Here is an 18,697-nt window from a genome sequence, read left to right as displayed (position 1 = left end):
CATGCGTTTGGATAAATTTTTGAAAATCTCCCGTTTAATCAAAAGACGTACGCTGGCGAAAGAAGTAGCAGATCAAGGGCGCATCAGCATCAATGGTGCTCAAAGTAAAGCGGCAAGTAATGTAGCGGTCGGGGATGAACTGACAATTCAATTTGGACAGAAAGTACTGACGATTGAAGTGAAATCATTAAAAGAGAATGTCACGAAAAATGAAGCGGCGACTCTTTATGAAATCAAAAAAGAAGAGCCTGTCAATCAATCCTGACAAAAACCACTGCCAGCTTCGGCAGTGGTTTTTCTGCTTTTATGTATTTCTTTTATATGCCTGACCCTGGCGCAGCTCTCATTGGTGCCAGGCACCGCCCGTGTATAAAAGGGTGCCAGGCACGGCATACATCTGATTGACTTGTCGTCGGGGCTGCCTAAGGCGCTTCCGCATTCTAGAGTTCTAATCTCTTCTTTTTTCTCATAGCTTGTACTAGAGAAGGGGGCTGTGATGAGATGGAAGGTTATGAAAAGAATCAAGGGATACGCAGTCAGCAACCAGTGGAGCATAATGTGAAAGTATGGAATAGAAGAAATATAGAAATCTCAGGTGTGAAAGAGGTGGATAGCTTCGATAGTGAAGAATTCCTCCTCCAGACATCGATGGGGTATCTTGTTGTCCGTGGACAAAACCTGCAAATGAAAAACCTGGACTTGGATTCTGGAGTCGTATCGATCAAAGGGAAAATGTATGAAATGACCTACTTGGACGAGCATCAAGGGGAGAAAGCTAAAGGCCTGTTTAGCAAGCTGTTCAAATGACCCTTACCACTCAGTTCATAACGATTCTTGCCATGATTGGGGGAGGGATGTTTGTCGGCGCTTCACTGGATACGTTTGAGCGCTTTTTCGGAAAAAGAAAGAGGGGCTGGCTTGAAATCATTTATCAACTGGGCTTTTGGCTCTTTCAAGCCTCTTTTCTCTTCTATTTGCTGTACCTCGCTAATTATGGAGAGTTGCGGGTTTATGTTTTCGTGGCGATCGTTTGTGGCTTTGCCGCGTATCGTGCGTTGTTTCAGAACCTTTACTTAAAAACACTTGAAATGTGGATACGGATCAGCATGGCTGTTTTCCGTTTTTTGAAAAAGACCGTGTATTATTTAATTTTTATACCCTCGAAATCCATCATTTTCCTTATAATTTCTTTACTTCTTGGCGTTTATAAGATACTTTTAAAGGGTACCATTATATTGTTTCTTGTCGTATTTTATCCGATCCGGCTAATTTTTCGAATCATTTGGCGACTCTTGCCGAAAAACATGAAAAATTACTTAAGGGATTTAGCAGGGTTTCTGGATAAAATGAAGAATACAATGAACAATTGGATGAAACGAATCAAGAAGTAAAGGAGGCCTACTTTCATGGCAAAGAGACAAACGGAGTCTGTGGCACGTCTGGATTCTACATACATGAAGCACTACGATGCCTATATGGACAGACACCAACGTAAGAAAAAGCGATTAGTCCGCCGTCTCGTTATGTTTGCCCTGTTAGTGTCGATCGTTGCTGGCTCCATGGTGTTTTATTCTATGAAACAACAGTCTTTGTATGCAGATAAGCAGGAGAAATACGAACAGTTGCAACAAGAGATGACCGCTTTGAAAAAAGAGGAAAAAGGTTTAGAGCAGGAAATTGAACTTCTTAAGGATGAAGAGTATGTGCTGCAGATTGCGCGGACGAACTATTTCTTCTCAAAAGAAGGAGAAATTATATTTAAAATGCCTAATGAGGACCCGTCATATTGACACTCTTTTCAAAGCTTATATATAATATATAAGAAGGATAATTTTTTTATCGAAAATTTAAGGAGGAGCATTTTTTTTATGTCAATTGAAGTAGGCAGCAAGCTGCAGGGTAAGGTAACGGGTATCACTAATTTCGGAGCGTTCGTCGAGCTTCCAGATGGTAAGACGGGGTTGGTTCACATTAGTGAAGTTGCCGATAACTACGTAAAGGATATTAATGAGCACTTAAGCCAGGGAGACCAGGTGGATGTGAAAGTCATTAATGTCGGAGATGATGGGAAGATTGGTCTTTCCATTAAGAAAGCAAAAGAGAATTACGGTCGTCGCCCACAGAAACCTCGTAAGCCGGCTGAATCATTCGAACAGAAAATGAACCGATTTATCAAGGATAGTGACGAGCGACTGGCATCACTGAAGAAGCACACGGAATCCAAACGTGGAGGTCGAGGTGCTAAAAGAGGATAGCTTGCTGTCTAGGACAATGAGTAAAAGGTGCACGTCTTCATAAATAAAAAGCAGATCCATAACGGATCTGCTTTTTTGTATGCCATCATTTCCTCCACTAAAGCTCCCTTTAGTTGAAGACTCAGTTTCGAGATGTTTCCGGGATTCGTTGTCCTGTTGGGCGTCAGGGGTGGTTGGGAAGCTACTCGCTTTCCTGTGGGGGAGCGCCGAGCTTCCTCGGACTACGTCCTGCGGGATCTCGCCTATCTCCTTCTCCCACGGGAGTCTCGCAGCTTCCCAACCACCCCATTCGTATAGGTGAGTAACAAACCCCTTTACCAAGTTGGATTTGTCTTCCACTATCCCACTGTTAGAAACATAAAGCGCGCTGTATTAAGTTTTCAGGATTCTAACACCTGAGCGTGGGAGTTTTTCTTCCAATTCCATCAAACTGAATGGCTGCTTACTCTAGAAGTGGTTTCGAGAGACTACACATGGTAAAGGGGCGGAGGGGAATGGCGAGACTCCTGCGGGAAAAAAGTGCATGGTGAGACCCCGCAGGACGCAGTCCGAGGAGGCTCACCGCGCTCCCGCGGAAAGCGAGCCATTCCCCGTAGCCCCCATACACTCGACAAAAGTCTCGAAACTGAGTCTTCCACAATTCTGCTATATTGTTTAAGAAGTATAATTTATTTAATAAAGAAAAAAGTCGCGTCTCTGTAATAGAGACGCGACTTTTTTAGGACAAGAATGTTTCTGATGACCCGTACGGGATTCGAACCCGTGTTACCGCCGTGAAAGGGCGGTGTCTTAACCACTTGACCAACGGGCCAATATGTATGGCAAAAAATAATGGTAGCGGCGGAGGGGATCGAACCCCCGACCTCACGGGTATGAACCGTACGCTCTAGCCAGCTGAGCTACACCGCCATTTAATTGAATGCTCTCTCGGAAGCACAAAAAATATATTACACCATGATAAATAAACTGTCAACAAGGAATAAAAATATCAGATAACTCTGTCTATTTCGCTAGGGAATGAGGAAGATTTTTGGAAAGTAGAGGGATGCGGTTGGGGAGATTTTGTAGAAACGACCTTTCTTCTTGTGAAAACCATCGAAGTTTTTGTTTCTGCTCTCCTGTTGTTTTGACAAAATGCTTGTTCTGGGTGTGGTTTAATAGGTTTCACAAAGAAGGAGTGATGAAAATGTTAGGAACTGTATCAAAACGAGAAAGTCGTCCATCAGCCGTCCGAGGATCCGGGATCGTGAGAGGGTTACAAAAGGCTTCATTCGGTACGTTTTCCTTTATGGCAAACAAAGGGGTTTTCCACATGGTGCTGGCGTTATTATTAGGACGAGCCATCATTCTATCGTCCATGGCCCCTTTTGGCGTAGCATTTTTAGCGGTGATCTGGTGGCTAAAGCGTCCGCTTGTCATACCCGTCACAATTATGATGGCCGCCGGGGCTTCTACATACAGCTACGGTCATGCGGGTTTTATTGTAGGGGCGTCCACGACTTTTTTGCTCTTAAGTCTGGCATTGCGCAAAACAAGTCACCCCCAGAAATGGCTGCCGATGATCGCGTTGATGGCAAGCTTGATTCCGAGAACAGTGAGTCTCGCTCTGCTGGATCGTTGGCAGCTCTACGAACTTACTTTGATGGTGGCGGAAGGAGTACTAGCTTTTATCCTTGTACTCATCTTTATGCAAAGCATTCCGCTTTTAACACCACAAAGATATCAACCATCGTTAACAAATGAAGAAATTGTTTGTTTAATCATATTATTGGCCTCTGTTTTAACGGGAATGATCGGCTGGCAGGTACAGGGCGTTGCCGTCGTCGATATTTTTGCTCGATACTTAGTTATTTTGATGGCCTATACTGCCGGGGCTGCGATTGGATCAACGGTCGGTGTAGTGACCGGACTGGTTTTAAGCCTATCCAATATGGATCATATCTATCAAATGAGCCTGCTCGCTTTCTCAGGCTTATTAGGGGGGTTATTAAAAGAAGGGAAAAAGGCCGGGGTGAGCGTAGGACTCATCGTCGGTACTTTATTGATTGGTTTCTATGTGAGCAGTGGAGCTGATCTTCCATCTTCGCTATGGGCGTCGGCTTGTGCGGTGGTTTTGTTCATGCTGACCCCGAATTCGTGGGTCAAGCAATTATCACGATATGTTCCGGGGACGGATGAACACCATTCGGAGCAGCAAAAATACTTACAAAAAGTGCGAGACGTCACGGCTGTCAGGGTCGGGAAGTTTTCGGACGTTTTTCAGGCTTTATCAAAAAGTTTCACTCATTTAGAGTCTCCAAAGGAGGATAGCGGGGAAGCAGAGGAAGTGGACTATTTTTTAAGTCATGTCACGGAAAAAACCTGCCAATCATGTTTTAAGAAAGAAAAATGTTGGGTCAATCAATTCGACGACACCCATAACTTAATGACGGATCTTATGCATGAGTTGGATGAAAGAGGGGAACCCAGCCGTGTCATGCGAAAAAACGTCGATCAGCATTGCGTCAAGCCGCAAAAGTTGATTGATACGATGAATCATGAACTTTCTTTTTATCATGCCAATAAAGAATTGAAGCGCCAGGTGCACGAAAGCCGGAAGTTTGTAGCTGAGCAGCTCCAGGGCGTTTCTGATGTCATGAATAATTTTGCAAAAGAAATCGTGAAAGAGCGCGAACACCATGAGCACAAAGAACAGGTGATTTACCATGCGCTTGAACGAATGGGGATGGACATTCAAAAGTTAGAAATCTATTCCTTGGATGCGGGGAACATGGACCTCGAGTTAATTGTTGAGATTGATAATTATAGAGGGGAAGGAGCGAAAATCATTGCACCTGTCCTTTCGGATATTCTGGGAGAAACCATTGTTGTCACAATGGAAGAAATCTCTCCATATCCAAACGGAAGGTGTTATTTATCATTTGGATCAGCGAAGCATTACTCAATTGAATCAGGGGTTGCGCATGCAGCTAAGGGAGGAGGGTTCGTTTCAGGGGACAGCTTTACAATGATGGAGCTTGGAAGGGGGAAATATGCATTAGCGATTAGTGATGGAATGGGTAACGGCGAACGTGCTCATGAGGAAAGTATGGAAACGCTGAGGCTGTTGAAACAGATTCTTCAATCGGGCATCCAGGAGTCCGTAGCCATTCAGTCGATTAATTCCATATTGTCTTTACGGACGAATGATGAAATTTTTTCAACGTTGGACTTAGCGGTGATTGACCTGCATCAGGCGACGTCCAAGTTCATTAAGGTCGGCAGCACGCCGAGCTATATAAAACGAGGCGATAAAATTTTCACCGTCGAGGCCGGAAACCTGCCGATGGGAATCATCCCGGATGTCGACGTGGATATGAGGAGTGAACAATTGAAGGCAGGAGATTTCCTCATCATGATGAGCGACGGGATTTTGGAAGGTCCGAAGCAAATCGGTAATGTAGACATGTGGCTTAAGCGGAAGATCAGGGAAATATCAGATGAAGATCCCCAAGCGATGGCTGATCTTTTATTAGAAGAGGTGATACGGACCCAATCTGGAACGATCATGGATGATATGACGATTATCGTAGCGCGGATTGATCGTTATATGCCGGAGTGGACGTCGATTCCTTCGGTGAAAAAAGAGGCCTGATTGTAGTATAGAATTTCTCCTTTTCGGCGATGATGGAAGCAACGAATCAGGAGGGATATGCACAATGAAACCAGGCCGATTAAAGCAGATTCTTTTATTGACGGATGGATGCTCGAACCATGGAGAAGACCCTGTCGTCGTCGCAGCGCTTGCGAGGAATCAGGGAATAACGGTCAATGTGATTGGCGTTCTTGACGATCGGCAAAGTGGCAAGCCACAAGGGCTTGAAGAAGTAGAATCGATTGCTGAGGCAGGTGGAGGCGTCAGTCAAATTGTATATCAGAAAAGTTTGTCCCAAACCGTGCAAATGGTGACGAGACAAGCCATGACCCAGACGATTCAAGGGGTTGTTAATAAAGAATTACAAGAGATCTTAGGGAAAAAACAGACCATTGAAGAACTTCCTCCAGAGCAGCGGGGAGAAGTGGTTGAAGTGGTGGACGAACTCGGAGAGAGCTGCGACCTTGAGGTGCTTGTGCTCGTGGATACAAGTGCAAGTATGCATCATAAGCTGCCGACCGTGAAGGAGGCTCTTTTCGATTTGTCCCTTAGCTTGAATGCGAGATCAGGATCTAACCAATTCAGTGTATATGCCTTCCCGGATCCGAAGAAAACCATTACGAAAATGGTGGGTTGGACACCGGAATTGGGTGAAATACATGGGATTTTCTCCAAATTAAACAGTGGAGGATACACGCCAACGGGACCTGCGTTGAAAGAGGCGCTTTATGCGTTTGCAGGGAAACCTCTCGATGAGCGGTTGAGAAATGAGGAAGATCCATATGAAGAAACAGGTTTTTGACTTATCCCCTGGAAGTCGAGTAACCGGTAAATGGAGCAGGTGTACTTATACCATCATCAAAAAAGTGGGTGCTGGAGCCTGCGGAACTGTTTTTTTATGCCGTTCCCATCAAGGGGATACGTATGCCCTTAAGCTTGGGGAAGATAGTTCGCGAATGATGTTGGAAGTGAATATGCTCAAAAAATTCAGTAAGGTCCAAGGGGTGAAACTTGGGCCTTCTTTTGTTGATGTGGATGATTGGGTGGATGTGTCTGGCCGGACGCACCCTTTTTATGTGATGGAATACGTAGAAGGAACCCCCGTGACAGAATTTTTGAAAGGGAAGACGAAGGATTGGATTGGCATTCTAGCTATCCAATTACTCGCGGACCTTGAGAATCTTCACAAAGCGGGATTTGTATTCGGTGATTTGAAGACAGACAACTTGTTAGTATCCGGTTCAAAAGTCCGCTGGATCGATGTGGGCGGAGTAACGGCTATAGGTCGTGCCATTAAAGAATACACTGAATTTTATGATCGGGGCTATTGGAACATGGGCTCTCGAAAAGCAGAACCGACGTATGATTTATTTGCCGTCACGATGATCATGATGGAAATGGGCCACCCGAAGAGGTTTGAAAAAGGGAGTCACCCTCAAAAGACGCTGGAAAATAAACTGGCTTCATCACCGATCCTGAAACCCTATAGACGGGTGATTCAACAATGTTGGAAAGGGAATATACAAAATGCGACACAAATGAAAGACCACCTTTCCGGTCTACTGATGAAACGCAAAAGCCCACCGGCTTCGTCCCGTCAGAGGCGTGTGCACAATAAAAAATCTGAGAATGTCGAACTTGCTGCTTTAACGGTGGCATCGGGGGTGTTTTTTGCGGTGTCGATTGTAAGTTTCTTCTTCTAATCAGACCACCTTGTGAAGATGAGAACAGGTGGATAGGGGAGAGGATATCGTCTCCTTTATAAAAATAACGAGGAAATGGAAGCTTATCTTTTGAAGTGCTTACGAATAGTGATACGATAGGAAGAGATATACAGACAGAGACAGGGGGAAAACACCTGATGGATCATGCTGTCCATAACTTCATCTCGAAACACCAAATGATCCAGCCGCATGAGACCATATTGGTCGCTGTGTCCGGAGGGCCGGATTCGGTCGCTCTTTTGCATTTTCTTTGTGCGATGAAAGAAAAGCTTTCCCTTCGTTTAATTGCCCTTTCTGTCGATCATCAATTAAGAGGAGAAGAATCTCAAGCAGATCTTCGTTTTGTTGAGACGATGTGCGAAGAATGGGGAGTCGAATTTGTCGGAACCTCTGTGGATGTCCAGGCGTATAAGAAAGATACGGGGAAAGGGACGCAGGAAGCGGCCAGGGAATTGAGGTATGCGTTTTTTGAAAAGATGATGTATGCCTATGAAGCGGATGCTCTCGCTATGGGGCATCACGGTGACGATCAGGCAGAAACAATTCTGATGCAGCTTATGCGAAGTGCACGACCGGAAGCGGTTCAGGGGATGCCCGCCACAAGACGTTTTGCTTGCGGAAGAATCATTCGTCCATTCCTTACGGCCTCTAAAGACCAAATCGCTTCTTATCTGGAAGATCGAGCCTTAAAGGTAAGGATGGATCCATCCAATGAGGAAACCGAGTACACTCGGAATGCGGTCAGGCAGTACCTCTTGCCTTTTATGAAAGAGAGCAATCCGCAATTTCATAAGCATATGCAGGTGTGGAGCGAGAGAGCTAGAGAAGAAAGGTCATACATAAATGAGCAGGCCCAAAAAGTCTTGGAAACTGTCCATTTTTCTTCAAATGTTGAGAAATTCGTACAATTATCAAAACAAACTTTCAAAACATTCCCGCTTGCTTTACAAAGGACAGCCTTTCATCTAATATTGAACTATCTGTATGTGAACCAAAACGAAGACATTTCTTACTTGCATGAAGAAATGTTCATGAACCTTTTGAATGATGAAAAACCGAATGCTTCCCTGGACTTTCCGGAAGGGTTAAAAATCATCCGTGCCTATGATGACATCTCCTTTTCTTTTTCGAAAGAACAAGAATGGAAAGGGTACTCCTACATTCTCGAAATGGGAGAGGAGCTTCAACTTCCTGATGGGTCGCAAATCAGGGCGGATTGGTTCAGCGGGGACGGAACAGAAGATGCTCATACGTACCTATGTGATTCTCATCACGTAAATCTTCCTCTTGTCGTCCGCACGAGGCAGGAGGGGGACCGAATGCGTCTGAGAGGGATGAACGGATCGAAAAAAGTAAAAGATATTTTTATCGACCAAAAGATCCCGGCCCGTCTGCGCCCTACCTGGCCGATCGTTACAGATCAAGCAGGAAAGATTCTTTGGGTCGTCGGTTTGAAAAAAGGCGGGGAGCGTACCAGCCTTTCATCAGGTCCATGGCTTCGGTTACATTATAAAAACAAAGCAGACACGTAGGAGGAGCAATCATGCATAACGAAATTGAAAAGGTCTTGATTTCTGAAGAGGAAATTCAGGCGAAGTGTAAAGAGCTGGGAGCGGAACTTTCGAAAGAATATGAGGATCGTTTTCCTTTGGCGATCGGGGTACTGAAAGGCGCCCTTCCGTTTATGACTGATTTGCTGAAACGCATGGAAACTCATTTGGAAATGGATTTCATGGATGTTTCCAGCTATCACGGAGGTATGGAATCTTCAGGAGAAGTCAAAATTGTTAAAGACCTTGATACGAAGGTTGAGGGTCGAGACATTTTGATCATTGAAGATATTATCGATAGTGGTCGAACACTTGCCTATCTTGTCGACTTGTTCAAGTACCGTAAAGCTAAGTCGATCAAAATCGTTACACTGCTTGATAAACCGACAGGACGAAGCGCGGATATCAAAGCAGATACAGTCGGGTTCGAAGTTCCTGATGAATTCGTTGTAGGGTATGGCTTAGACTATGAAGAAAAGTATCGTAATCTTCCGTACGTCGGAGTCTTGAAGCCTGAGGTTTATGGAGGCTGAGGGTCAACCTGCGATGGCAAGTTTGAAAGTGTCCATGTCAAGGGTAATTAGTTGTGTCGGCCGTTTTTGGTATGGTAGTATTTACTATAGTTTTTCTCGTTTGGGAGGAGGTAGGCAATGAACCGGATCTTTCGTAATACCATATTTTACTTACTTATCTTCCTCGTGGTTATCGGCGTGGTCGGTCTATTCCGAGGTCAAGGTGATCCGCAAACAGAATATAATGTCAATGAATTCTACAATAAATTGAATAATGGTGAAATCCAGGAAATGACGATTCAGCCTGTCAATGGGGTGATTCGTGTAACTGGTACAGAACAGGGAGCGGAAGAGGGCGAAACTTTCGTCGCGCAACTTCCAGCTAATGATGAAGTGATTGCTCAAATCACACAGACAGCTCAAGAACAGAGTAATCTGACTGTTGAACAAGAAGAGCAGCCTAGCGCATGGGTGACTTTTCTAACGTCCATCATCCCGTTCGTCATTATCTTTATTTTGTTCTTCTTCTTGCTTAATCAGGCGCAGGGCGGCGGAAGTCGTGTCATGAACTTTGGTAAGAGTAAGGCGAAGATGTATTCAGAAGAGAAGAAGAAAGTGCGCTTCAAAGATGTTGCTGGAGCAGATGAAGAGAAGCAGGAGCTTGTCGAAGTCGTTGACTTCCTTAAAGACCCTCGTAAATTCTCTGCTGTTGGTGCCCGTATTCCTAAGGGTGTCTTATTAGTTGGACCTCCGGGTACAGGTAAAACATTACTTGCACGTGCTGTAGCTGGTGAGGCAGGAGTACCATTCTTCTCCATCAGTGGTTCTGACTTCGTTGAAATGTTCGTCGGTGTCGGTGCATCCCGTGTCCGTGACTTGTTTGAAAATGCGAAAAAGAACGCACCGGGCATCATCTTCATTGATGAAATTGATGCCGTAGGTCGTCAACGTGGAGCTGGTCTTGGCGGAGGTCACGATGAGCGTGAGCAAACGTTGAACCAATTGCTTGTTGAAATGGATGGTTTTGGTGTCAATGAAGGAATCATCATCATCGCTGCGACCAACCGTCCGGATATCCTGGACCCAGCCCTTCTACGTCCGGGTCGTTTTGACCGTCAAATTACAGTTGATCGTCCAGATGTTAAAGGCCGTGAAGCAGTACTTGCTGTACACGCGAAGAACAAGCCGTTGTCTGAGAACGTCGACTTGAAGACGATTGCGCTCCGTACACCAGGCTTTTCTGGTGCCGACCTGGAAAACTTATTGAACGAAGCTGCTCTAGTAGCTGCGCGTGGAGATAAGAAGAAAGTCGATATGGATGACGTAGATGAAGCGATTGACCGCGTGATTGCAGGGCCTGCCAAGAAGAGTCGTGTGATTTCTAAGAAAGAACGCGATATTGTTGCCCACCACGAAAGTGGACACACAGTAATCGGTATGGTGCTTGATGATGCGGACATGGTCCATAAAGTTACGATTGTTCCTCGTGGGCAGGCGGGAGGATATGCCGTCATGCTTCCTAAAGAAGATCGTTACTTTATGACGAAACCGGAATTGTTCGATAAGATTACAGGATTACTCGGTGGTCGTGTAGCTGAAGAAATCATCTTTGGTGAAGTAAGTACTGGAGCTCACAATGACTTCCAGCGTGCAACCAGCATCGCACGCAAAATGGTCACAGAGTATGGCATGAGTGAAAAACTCGGTCCACTTCAGTTCGGCTCTAATTCTGGCGGACAGGTCTTCCTTGGACGTGATATCCAGAATGAACAGAACTACAGTGATCAAATTGCCTATGAAATCGATCAGGAAGTGAAGAACTTCATTCAGTACTGTTATGACCGTGCGAAAACGATCCTTACTGAAAATAAAGACAAGCTTGAGTTGATTGCGAAGACACTATTAGATGTCGAAACACTTGATGCAACTCAAATTCGTTCTCTATTTGATAAAGGTCGTCTTCCGACGGATGAAGAGCTTGAAGAAATCGCACGTGAACACAATGCGAAAATCAAGAACAACACGTCTTCCAACAATGAGGATGTCCGTGTGACTATTCAATCCAAAGAAGATGAACAAGAAGAAGAGACAGAAACTCATGAAGAAACGAAGAAAGATTCAAAAGATGAAGATTCATCTGATTCAGAGGATCGTCGTTCTTAAAGGTTCATGAGCAAAGCCACATCAGCCCGGAAATGGGTGGTGTGGCTTTTTCTGTGTGCTAAAAGAGCGTAACGGCGGGTTCATGTGATATGATGGTAGCCGAAGGAAATGACACGGGAGGCTTCATGTATGAATTTTGTCCTTGATGTGGGAAATACCAATACTGTACTAGGCGTATTTGAAAATGACTCTTTGAAATATCAGTGGAGGATCAAAACCGATCGTCATAAAACAGAAGATGAGTTCGGAATGTTAATTAAATCACTCTTCGATCACGAAGGGTTGCGTTTCGAAGATATGGACGGCGTAATAATTTCGTCCGTCGTACCTCCGATTATGTTTGCACTTGATCGTATGTCTCGATATTATTTTAAAAAGCAACCGATGATCATAGGTGAGGGGATGGTGGATCACGGATTGCCGATGAAATATCCAAACCCGAATGAAATCGGAGCAGATCGAGTGGTCAATGCGGTAGGTGCCATTGATGAGTATCCACTTCCTTTAGTCATCATCGACTTTGGAACAGCGACAACTTATTGTTATATTAATGCTGAAGGGGAATACCTTGGAGGTGCCATTGCCCCAGGGGTTAATATCTCGATGGAAGCTCTTTACGCGAAAGCAGCCAAACTTCCAAAAATCGAAATTAAGAGTCCGGAACATGTGATTGGTCAAAGCACTGTTGAAGCCATGCAGTCCGGCGTCTACTATGGATATGTAGGTCAGGTCGATGAAGTCGTTCGTCGTATGAAGGAAACATCCGATCAGACACCGACGGTTATCGCTACAGGCGGTCTTGCCAATTTAATTGCCGGTCAGTCAAGGACGATCGATCATGTCGATCCTTACTTGACGTTGAAAGGTCTTCATAAGATATATCAAAGGAACAAAGAGAAAAAAGCGTTTAAAGGAGAATGAATAGCATGTCAGATTATTTAGTGCGTGCCATAGGTTTCGACGGCCAGGTGAGGGCTTATGCCATTCAATCAACAGAAACAGTCGAAGAGGCAAGACGCAGACAAGATACGTGGGCAACGACATCAGCAGCACTAGGACGTACGTTAACCATCAGCGGCATGATGGGAGCGATGCTTAAGGGGAATGATAAGCTCACAGTGAAGGTCGAAGGGGACGGTCCTGCTGGCGCCATTATCGCAGATGCAAACTCTAAAGGGGAAGTTCGTGGATACATCAAAAACCCTCATGTGGATTTCGAATCAAATGCCCAAGGGAAATTGGATGTGGCCCGAGCTGTTGGAACGTCAGGAACGTTAAGTATCGTGAAGGACTTGGGTATGAAAGACCACTTTACAGGTCAAGTCCCCCTCGTTTCCGGCGAGATCAGTGAAGACTTCACTTATTACTTTGCAAACTCTGAGCAAGTGCCTTCAGCTGTTGGAGCTGGGGTGCTTGTAGATACGGACTATTCCATTCTTGCTGCCGGGGGATTCATTGTCCAAATGATGCCGGGAGCTGACGAAGAGACGACCAGCCAAATTGAAAAGAGACTTTCAGAAATGCCTGCGATTTCTTCTCTCGTACGCGACGGCAAAACCCCAGAAGAAATTCTGTACACGGTTCTTGGAGAAGAAAATGTGCGTGTACTGGACACGGTGCCAGTGAAGTTTCAGTGCCACTGTTCACGAGAACGGGTGGAAATGGCCATTGCGAGCCTGGGGAATGAAGAAATTGAACGCATGATCAACGAGGATCAGGGAGCAGAAGCGAAGTGCCACTTCTGTAACGAAGATTACCAGTTCAATGTAGACGACCTAAAAGAGCTGCAATCTCAAGATACGGATTCCACATCATAAACGAAAACCAAAAATGATATAATAAAAGGCGAAACCACGGTTTCGCCTTTTCCTTTAATGATGCATGATTGAAATGTTTGACAATTGTCTTCTTATTCAGTACATTAGGTTTAAATCCTATTAAAATACTTGGTTTTGGGAGTGAGTGTATTGAGAATCGTAAATAACGTAAGCGAATTAGTTGGGCAAACTCCATTGGTCAAACTGAACGGAAGCGCGGAGGAAGACAGTGCAGATATTTATCTTAAACTGGAATATATGAATCCGGGCAGTTCCGTTAAAGACCGTATTGCTCTTTCCATGATTGAAGAAGCTGAAAAAGATGGAAGTCTCAAAGAGGGAGATACTATTGTTGAACCGACGAGCGGGAATACAGGGATTGGTCTGGCTATGATTGCAGCGGCCAAAGGTTACAAAGCCATACTCGTTATGCCAGACACGATGAGTCAAGAACGTCGTAACCTTCTGCGTGCCTATGGAGCAGAACTCGTTCTTACTCCAGGGAGTGAAGGGATGAAAGGCGCCATTAAAAAGGCAGCTGAACTCCAAGAACAGAAGGGCTACTTCCTGCCTCAACAGTTCAACAATGAAGCAAACCCACTCATTCACGAAAAAACGACCGGACCGGAAATTGTCGAGCAAATGGGTGACCAATTGGACGCATTCGTTGCGGGTATCGGAACAGGTGGAACCATTACGGGCGCGGGTAAAGTGTTGAAGGAGAAATACCCGGACATCAAAATTTATGCGATCGAACCGGAAGAATCTCCGGTCTTATCCGGCGGAGACCCTGGTCCACATAAGATCCAAGGAATCGGGGCAGGCTTTGTACCTGGTATCCTGAATACGGAAATCTATGATGAAGTCATTAAAGTGACGAAAGAAGATTCATTCGAAGCTGCGAGGGAAGCCGCTAGAAAAGATGGAATTCTGGGAGGAATCTCTTCCGGATCCGCTATCCACGTTGCGAAGCAGGTAGCCAAAAAGCTTGGCAAAGGGAAGAAGGTTGTAGCGATTATCCCTAGTAATGGTGAGCGTTATCTATCTACTCCTCTTTATCAGTTCGACGAAGAATAAGGTTAGGCAACTGCACCTCTATGGGGTGCAGTTTTTATTTGTGTTTCCAACCGTGCACGTGTGATAGAAATTTTTAAATGATGTAAGATAGGGGAAGAGAATGATGGAAACGAGGGAAACTTATGAACACCAAATTAAGAACTTCTGAAAAAACGTTCGACCTAACAAAGGAAACTCTTGTGATGGGGATTCTTAATATTACGCCAGATTCTTTTTCTGATGGAGGGCTTTATTTTGATCTCGATCACGCTGTCAAACAAGCGAAGATGATGGAAGAAGAAGGCGCGCATATCATTGATATCGGCGGTGAATCCACACGTCCCGGCCATCAACCCGTAACAGCTGAGGAGGAACTGGAACGAGTCATCCCTGCGATCCAGGCGGTCAAAAAGGCAGTTCCCCTTCCTCTTTCCATTGATACTTATAAAGCAGAAGTGGCTGAGAAGGCGGTCGAGGCAGGTGCCTCGATCATTAATGATGTATGGGGTGCGATTAAAGAACCCGCTATTGCTGAAGTCGCTGCCCGTTATGGTGTACCTATCATCCTTACCCATAACCGGTCAGACAGAAATTACGAATCTTTAATGGATGACATGAAAAATGATCTCCGAAAAAGCATTAAGATAGCCAAGGATGCGGGTGTTAAAGATGAGAACATCATCCTCGATCCAGGTATCGGTTTTGCGAAAACCCAAGCACAAAACTTGGAGGTCATGCGAAATTTAGCAGAATTAAAGGAACTCGGTTACCCGATTTTATTAGGAACCTCCAGGAAATCATTTATCGGTACAGCCCTGGATCTTCCGAAAGAGGAACGGATGGAAGGGACAGGTGCAACTGTCTGTTATGGAGTGGCACAAGGCATTGATATTGTAAGGGTGCATGATGTAAAGCCCATTGTACGAATGACGAAAATGATGGATGCTATTCTCGGGAAGGGTGAAGGAATTGGATAAAATATATGTGAATCAAATGGAGTTCTGGGGTTATCACGGTCTCTTTCCCGAAGAGAACAAACTCGGACAACGGTTCTATGTGGATCTTGAGCTTGAGTTGGACTTGAGGCCAGCAGCAGAATCTGATGATATGACAAAATCGATTGATTACGGTGCCATTTACGAGGTCACTGAAAAAACAGTGGAAGGAAAACACTATAAACTCGTCGAAACAGTGGCGGAAAAACTAGCCAATGAACTTTTCGGAGAGTTTCCCCTGTTGGAAGGGTGCCTCATAAAAGTATATAAGCCTGACCCTCCAATTCCTGGTCATTATAAATCGGTTGCGATCGAGATCTACCGGAGACGGGAAACATGAATATCGCGTATATTGCTTTAGGGTCGAATATTTCACCACGGGAAGCATTTTTGAAAGATGCGATCTCGCTGCTAGTGGAGCATGAGGATATAACAGTCCGAAAAAAGTCAGCGGTCTATGAAACGGCCCCTGTCGGATACACAGAACAAAACGACTTTTTAAATATGGCCATTCAAGTGGAAACGGATTTGTCCCCTCCCTTATTGTTGGAGTACTGCCAGGGCATTGAACAGGAACTTGGGAGAAAGCGCGTGATAAAGTGGGGGCCGCGTACGATCGACCTCGATATATTACTTTATAACCAGGACGATATGAAAACAGAGCAATTAACGATCCCCCATCCTCATATGCACGAACGGGCGTTTGTGATGGTCCCTTTAGCAGATTTGAATGCTCAAGCTTTCCTTCCTCATTTACAACAAACAGCGGGAGAAGTTCTTGGGTTGCTTCCGTCAGAAGAAGTGAGAAGCATGAAGAAGTGGGGAAGAATATAGTGATATCGTGCAAGGTCAAATAGAAGGGGCTTGGTATTCGATGGCTGTTGAAATAGGGGAGTAAATGCAAGAATCCTTACCCTTTCAACATTGACACGCTCATAGTACTTTTTTATACTAAACGATAGTTAGATGCTGCCAGTCCCATGCTGGCAGTTTTTGTTATTGTAACGGTAAGTACCCAAAAAGATCAGGGAATGGAGTGATAGCAATGACGGAAGAACTTAATGAACATATGCGGGTGCGTCGCGATAAGATGAATACTCACCGCGAACAGGGCATCGACCCATTCGGTGACAAATTCGACCGCACAGACTACGCCCAAGACTTAATAGAGAAGTACGATCAATATACGAAAGAGGAACTGGAGGAAAAGCAGTTCCCAGCAACCATTGCTGGACGAATCATGACGAAGCGTGGAAAAGGAAAAGCAGGTTTTGCACATATTCAGGATCTGACCGGCCAAATCCAACTTTATGTTCGTAAAGATGAAATTGGAGAAGAAGCTTACGACAATCTGTTCAAATCTGCTGATTTAGGAGATATCGTAGGAGTTTCCGGCGTGATGTTCAAGACTAACGTTGGAGAACTTTCCGTGAAAGCAGCAGACTATCAATTGCTTACGAAGTCTCTACGCCCACTTCCTGAAAAATTCCATGGCTTGCAAGATGTCGAACAACGTTATCGCCAGCGTTACTTAGACCTTATTACAAACCCTGATAGTAGAGACACGTTTGTACTGCGTAGTAAGATCATTCAGTCTATGCGCCGTTATCTAGATGGTTTAGGTTTCTTAGAAGTAGAAACTCCATTGATGCACGGGATCGCAGGTGGAGCTTCCGCCCGTCCTTTCATTACACACCACAATGCACTGGACATGCAGTTGTATATGCGTATCGCTATCGAGCTGCACCTGAAGCGTTTGATCGTAGGTGGTTTGGAAAAAGTATATGAAATCGGACGTGTATTCCGTAATGAAGGAATCTCAACTCGTCACAACCCTGAGTTTACGATGATTGAGCTGTATGAAGCTTATGCCGATTACCATGACATCATGAACCTGACGGAAAACATGGTTGCTCATATTGCTAAAGAGGTTCTTGGTACAACGAAAGTCACTTACAATGAACAAGAAATCGATTTAGAGCCAGAGTGGACACGTCTTCATATGGTAGATGCCATCAAAGAACACACAGGGGTGGACTTCTGGGAGCAAATGACTGATGATCGTGCCAAAGAGCTTGCTAAAGAGCATGGCATTGAAATTAAAGATACGATGACATTTGGTCATATTGTGAATGAATTCTTTGAACAGCGCGTAGAAGAAAAATTACTTCAGCCTACCTTTATTTATGGCCATCCGACAGAGATCTCTCCTCTTGCGAAGAAAAATCCAGAGGATGGAAGATTTACGGATCGTTTCGAATTGTTCATTGTTGGACGTGAACATGCGAATGCTTTCTCTGAGTTGAATGATCCGATCGATCAAAGAGAACGTTTCGAAGCTCAACTGAAAGAAAGAGAAGAAGGAAATGATGAAGCACATATGATGGATGAAGACTTTCTTGAGTCCCTTGAATATGGAATGCCTCCAACGGGTGGTCTAGGAATCGGAATCGATCGTCTAGTCATGCTGCTGACAGATTCCCCTTCTATTCGTGACGTTCTACTGTTCCCGCAAATGAGAAATCGTGAATCATAAGGTTATCAATCCCCCCGGATTCTTCTGGGGGGATTGTTCTTTTATCTATAGGATCACTCACTATATGAAGGGCAATAATCTGAATTATCTTTTTACGAAAAACCTATTGCGTGGTTTTGGATCCCGTGATATATTATTACTTGTCGCATTAACAGAGCGGCCAGCCGCAAACGGCTTAACAAAATAAATCATAAAAAGTTGTTGACGAAAACAACTGCACATGATATATTAATTAAGTCGCTGTTTTGAAGCGGCACAGAAAATATTTGATCTTTGAAAACTGAACGAACCAACCAGTACGTCAAAACATTTCTTCTTTATAGAAGAGATTTGAAACAAGCACATTCGGTGTGCAAATGAGCAAGTCAAACTTAACTTTTATGGAGAGTTTGATCCTGGCTCAGGACGAACGCTGGCGGCGTGCCTAATACATGCAAGTCGAGCGCGGGAAGCGA

18 protein-coding genes, 2 tRNA genes and 1 rRNA gene are annotated in these 18,697 nt (G+C 44.7%); 19 read left to right on the top strand and 2 right to left on the bottom strand.

Annotated elements, in window-relative coordinates; all coding sequences use genetic code 11:
* Position 1 precedes the first annotated feature (1 nt).
* From DYE48_RS17840 to DYE48_RS17820, 5 genes are all read left to right on the top strand, one after another.
* Positions 2–265: an RNA-binding S4 domain-containing protein gene (locus DYE48_RS17840; RefSeq protein WP_089654590.1), complete on the top strand. Its 264-nt coding sequence runs from the start codon at positions 2–4 to the stop codon at positions 263–265.
* 236 nt (positions 266–501) lie between these two features.
* The gene (yabP, locus tag DYE48_RS17835; protein ID WP_089654589.1) at positions 502–807 is read left to right on the top strand and encodes a sporulation protein YabP; all 306 of its coding nucleotides are present in this window, start codon (positions 502–504) and stop codon (positions 805–807) included.
* The gene (gene yabQ, locus DYE48_RS17830) at positions 804–1,391 is read left to right on the top strand and encodes a spore cortex biosynthesis protein YabQ (protein WP_115824767.1); all 588 of its coding nucleotides are present in this window, start codon (positions 804–806) and stop codon (positions 1,389–1,391) included. The genes yabP and yabQ overlap by 4 nt, the downstream gene beginning before the upstream one ends.
* Before the next feature lie 15 nt (positions 1,392–1,406).
* Entirely contained in the window at positions 1,407–1,790 is a 384-nt protein-coding gene (locus DYE48_RS17825) for an FtsB family cell division protein (protein ID WP_089654587.1), read from the top strand.
* A gap of 78 nt (positions 1,791–1,868) precedes the next feature.
* Positions 1,869–2,255, top strand: a complete 387-nt coding sequence (locus DYE48_RS17820; protein ID WP_089654586.1) for a S1 domain-containing RNA-binding protein — start codon at positions 1,869–1,871, stop codon at positions 2,253–2,255.
* 739 nt (positions 2,256–2,994) lie between these two features.
* On the opposite strand, the gene DYE48_RS17810 is transcribed toward DYE48_RS17820, so the two are convergent.
* Positions 2,995–3,066 (bottom strand) — tRNA-Glu (locus DYE48_RS17810).
* A 21-nt stretch (positions 3,067–3,087) separates the two neighbouring features.
* A tRNA-Met gene (locus DYE48_RS17805) sits at positions 3,088–3,164 on the bottom strand.
* 277 nt (positions 3,165–3,441) lie between these two features.
* Between DYE48_RS17805 and spoIIE the strand changes: the two genes are divergently transcribed.
* The 14 genes from spoIIE to DYE48_RS17735 form a co-directional block, all read left to right on the top strand.
* On the top strand, positions 3,442–5,889 hold the full coding sequence (spoIIE, locus tag DYE48_RS17800; protein WP_115824765.1) for a stage II sporulation protein E: 2,448 nt from the start codon (positions 3,442–3,444) through the stop codon (positions 5,887–5,889).
* Positions 5,890–5,953: 64 nt separating this feature from the next.
* Positions 5,954–6,691 (top strand): vWA domain-containing protein, encoded by a 738-nt coding sequence (locus tag DYE48_RS17795; protein WP_089654584.1) that lies wholly within the window; start codon positions 5,954–5,956, stop codon positions 6,689–6,691.
* The gene (locus tag DYE48_RS17790; RefSeq protein WP_115824764.1) at positions 6,672–7,592 is read left to right on the top strand and encodes a protein kinase domain-containing protein; all 921 of its coding nucleotides are present in this window, start codon (positions 6,672–6,674) and stop codon (positions 7,590–7,592) included. The genes DYE48_RS17795 and DYE48_RS17790 overlap by 20 nt, the downstream gene beginning before the upstream one ends.
* Positions 7,593–7,750: 158 nt before the next feature.
* Positions 7,751–9,145, top strand: coding sequence for a tRNA lysidine(34) synthetase TilS (gene tilS, locus DYE48_RS17785; protein WP_115824763.1), 1,395 nt, complete (start codon positions 7,751–7,753; stop codon positions 9,143–9,145).
* 11 nt (positions 9,146–9,156) lie between these two features.
* Positions 9,157–9,696, top strand: coding sequence for a hypoxanthine phosphoribosyltransferase (gene hpt, locus DYE48_RS17780; RefSeq protein WP_115824762.1), 540 nt, complete (start codon positions 9,157–9,159; stop codon positions 9,694–9,696).
* A 117-nt stretch (positions 9,697–9,813) separates the two neighbouring features.
* Positions 9,814–11,838 carry an ATP-dependent zinc metalloprotease FtsH gene (gene ftsH, locus DYE48_RS17775; protein WP_089654580.1) on the top strand — a complete coding sequence of 675 codons (2,025 nt, stop codon included), beginning with the start codon at positions 9,814–9,816 and terminating at the stop codon, positions 11,836–11,838.
* A gap of 129 nt (positions 11,839–11,967) precedes the next feature.
* Complete coding sequence (locus DYE48_RS17770; RefSeq protein WP_089654579.1) at positions 11,968–12,759, top strand: type III pantothenate kinase; 792 nt, start codon at positions 11,968–11,970, stop codon at positions 12,757–12,759.
* Positions 12,760–12,764: 5 nt separating this feature from the next.
* Positions 12,765–13,655 (top strand): Hsp33 family molecular chaperone HslO, encoded by an 891-nt coding sequence (gene hslO / locus DYE48_RS17765; RefSeq protein ID WP_115824761.1) that lies wholly within the window; start codon positions 12,765–12,767, stop codon positions 13,653–13,655.
* A 150-nt stretch (positions 13,656–13,805) separates the two neighbouring features.
* Positions 13,806–14,732, top strand: coding sequence for a cysteine synthase A (gene cysK, locus DYE48_RS17760; protein WP_181898744.1), 927 nt, complete (start codon positions 13,806–13,808; stop codon positions 14,730–14,732).
* A 122-nt stretch (positions 14,733–14,854) separates the two neighbouring features.
* Entirely contained in the window at positions 14,855–15,688 is an 834-nt protein-coding gene (folP, locus tag DYE48_RS17755; RefSeq protein ID WP_115824760.1) for a dihydropteroate synthase, read from the top strand.
* On the top strand, positions 15,681–16,046 hold the full coding sequence (folB, locus tag DYE48_RS17750; protein ID WP_115824759.1) for a dihydroneopterin aldolase: 366 nt from the start codon (positions 15,681–15,683) through the stop codon (positions 16,044–16,046). The genes folP and folB overlap by 8 nt, the downstream gene beginning before the upstream one ends.
* Positions 16,043–16,540, top strand: a complete 498-nt coding sequence (gene folK, locus DYE48_RS17745; protein WP_115824758.1) for a 2-amino-4-hydroxy-6-hydroxymethyldihydropteridine diphosphokinase — start codon at positions 16,043–16,045, stop codon at positions 16,538–16,540. Before folB ends, folK begins: the two co-directional genes overlap by 4 nt.
* A gap of 211 nt (positions 16,541–16,751) precedes the next feature.
* A complete protein-coding gene (gene lysS, locus DYE48_RS17740; RefSeq protein WP_115824757.1) occupies positions 16,752–18,242 on the top strand; it encodes a lysine--tRNA ligase in 1,491 nt (496 codons plus the stop codon).
* A gap of 377 nt (positions 18,243–18,619) precedes the next feature.
* A 16S ribosomal RNA gene (locus DYE48_RS17735) occupies positions 18,620–18,697 on the top strand; the annotation flags it as partial.

The organism is Halobacillus trueperi (genome assembly GCF_003386945.1).
Lineage (GTDB): Bacteria > Bacillota > Bacilli > Bacillales > Halobacillaceae > Halobacillus > Halobacillus aidingensis.
Note: the sequence above shows the minus strand (reverse complement) of the source record. Positions and strands in the feature narration are given on the sequence as shown.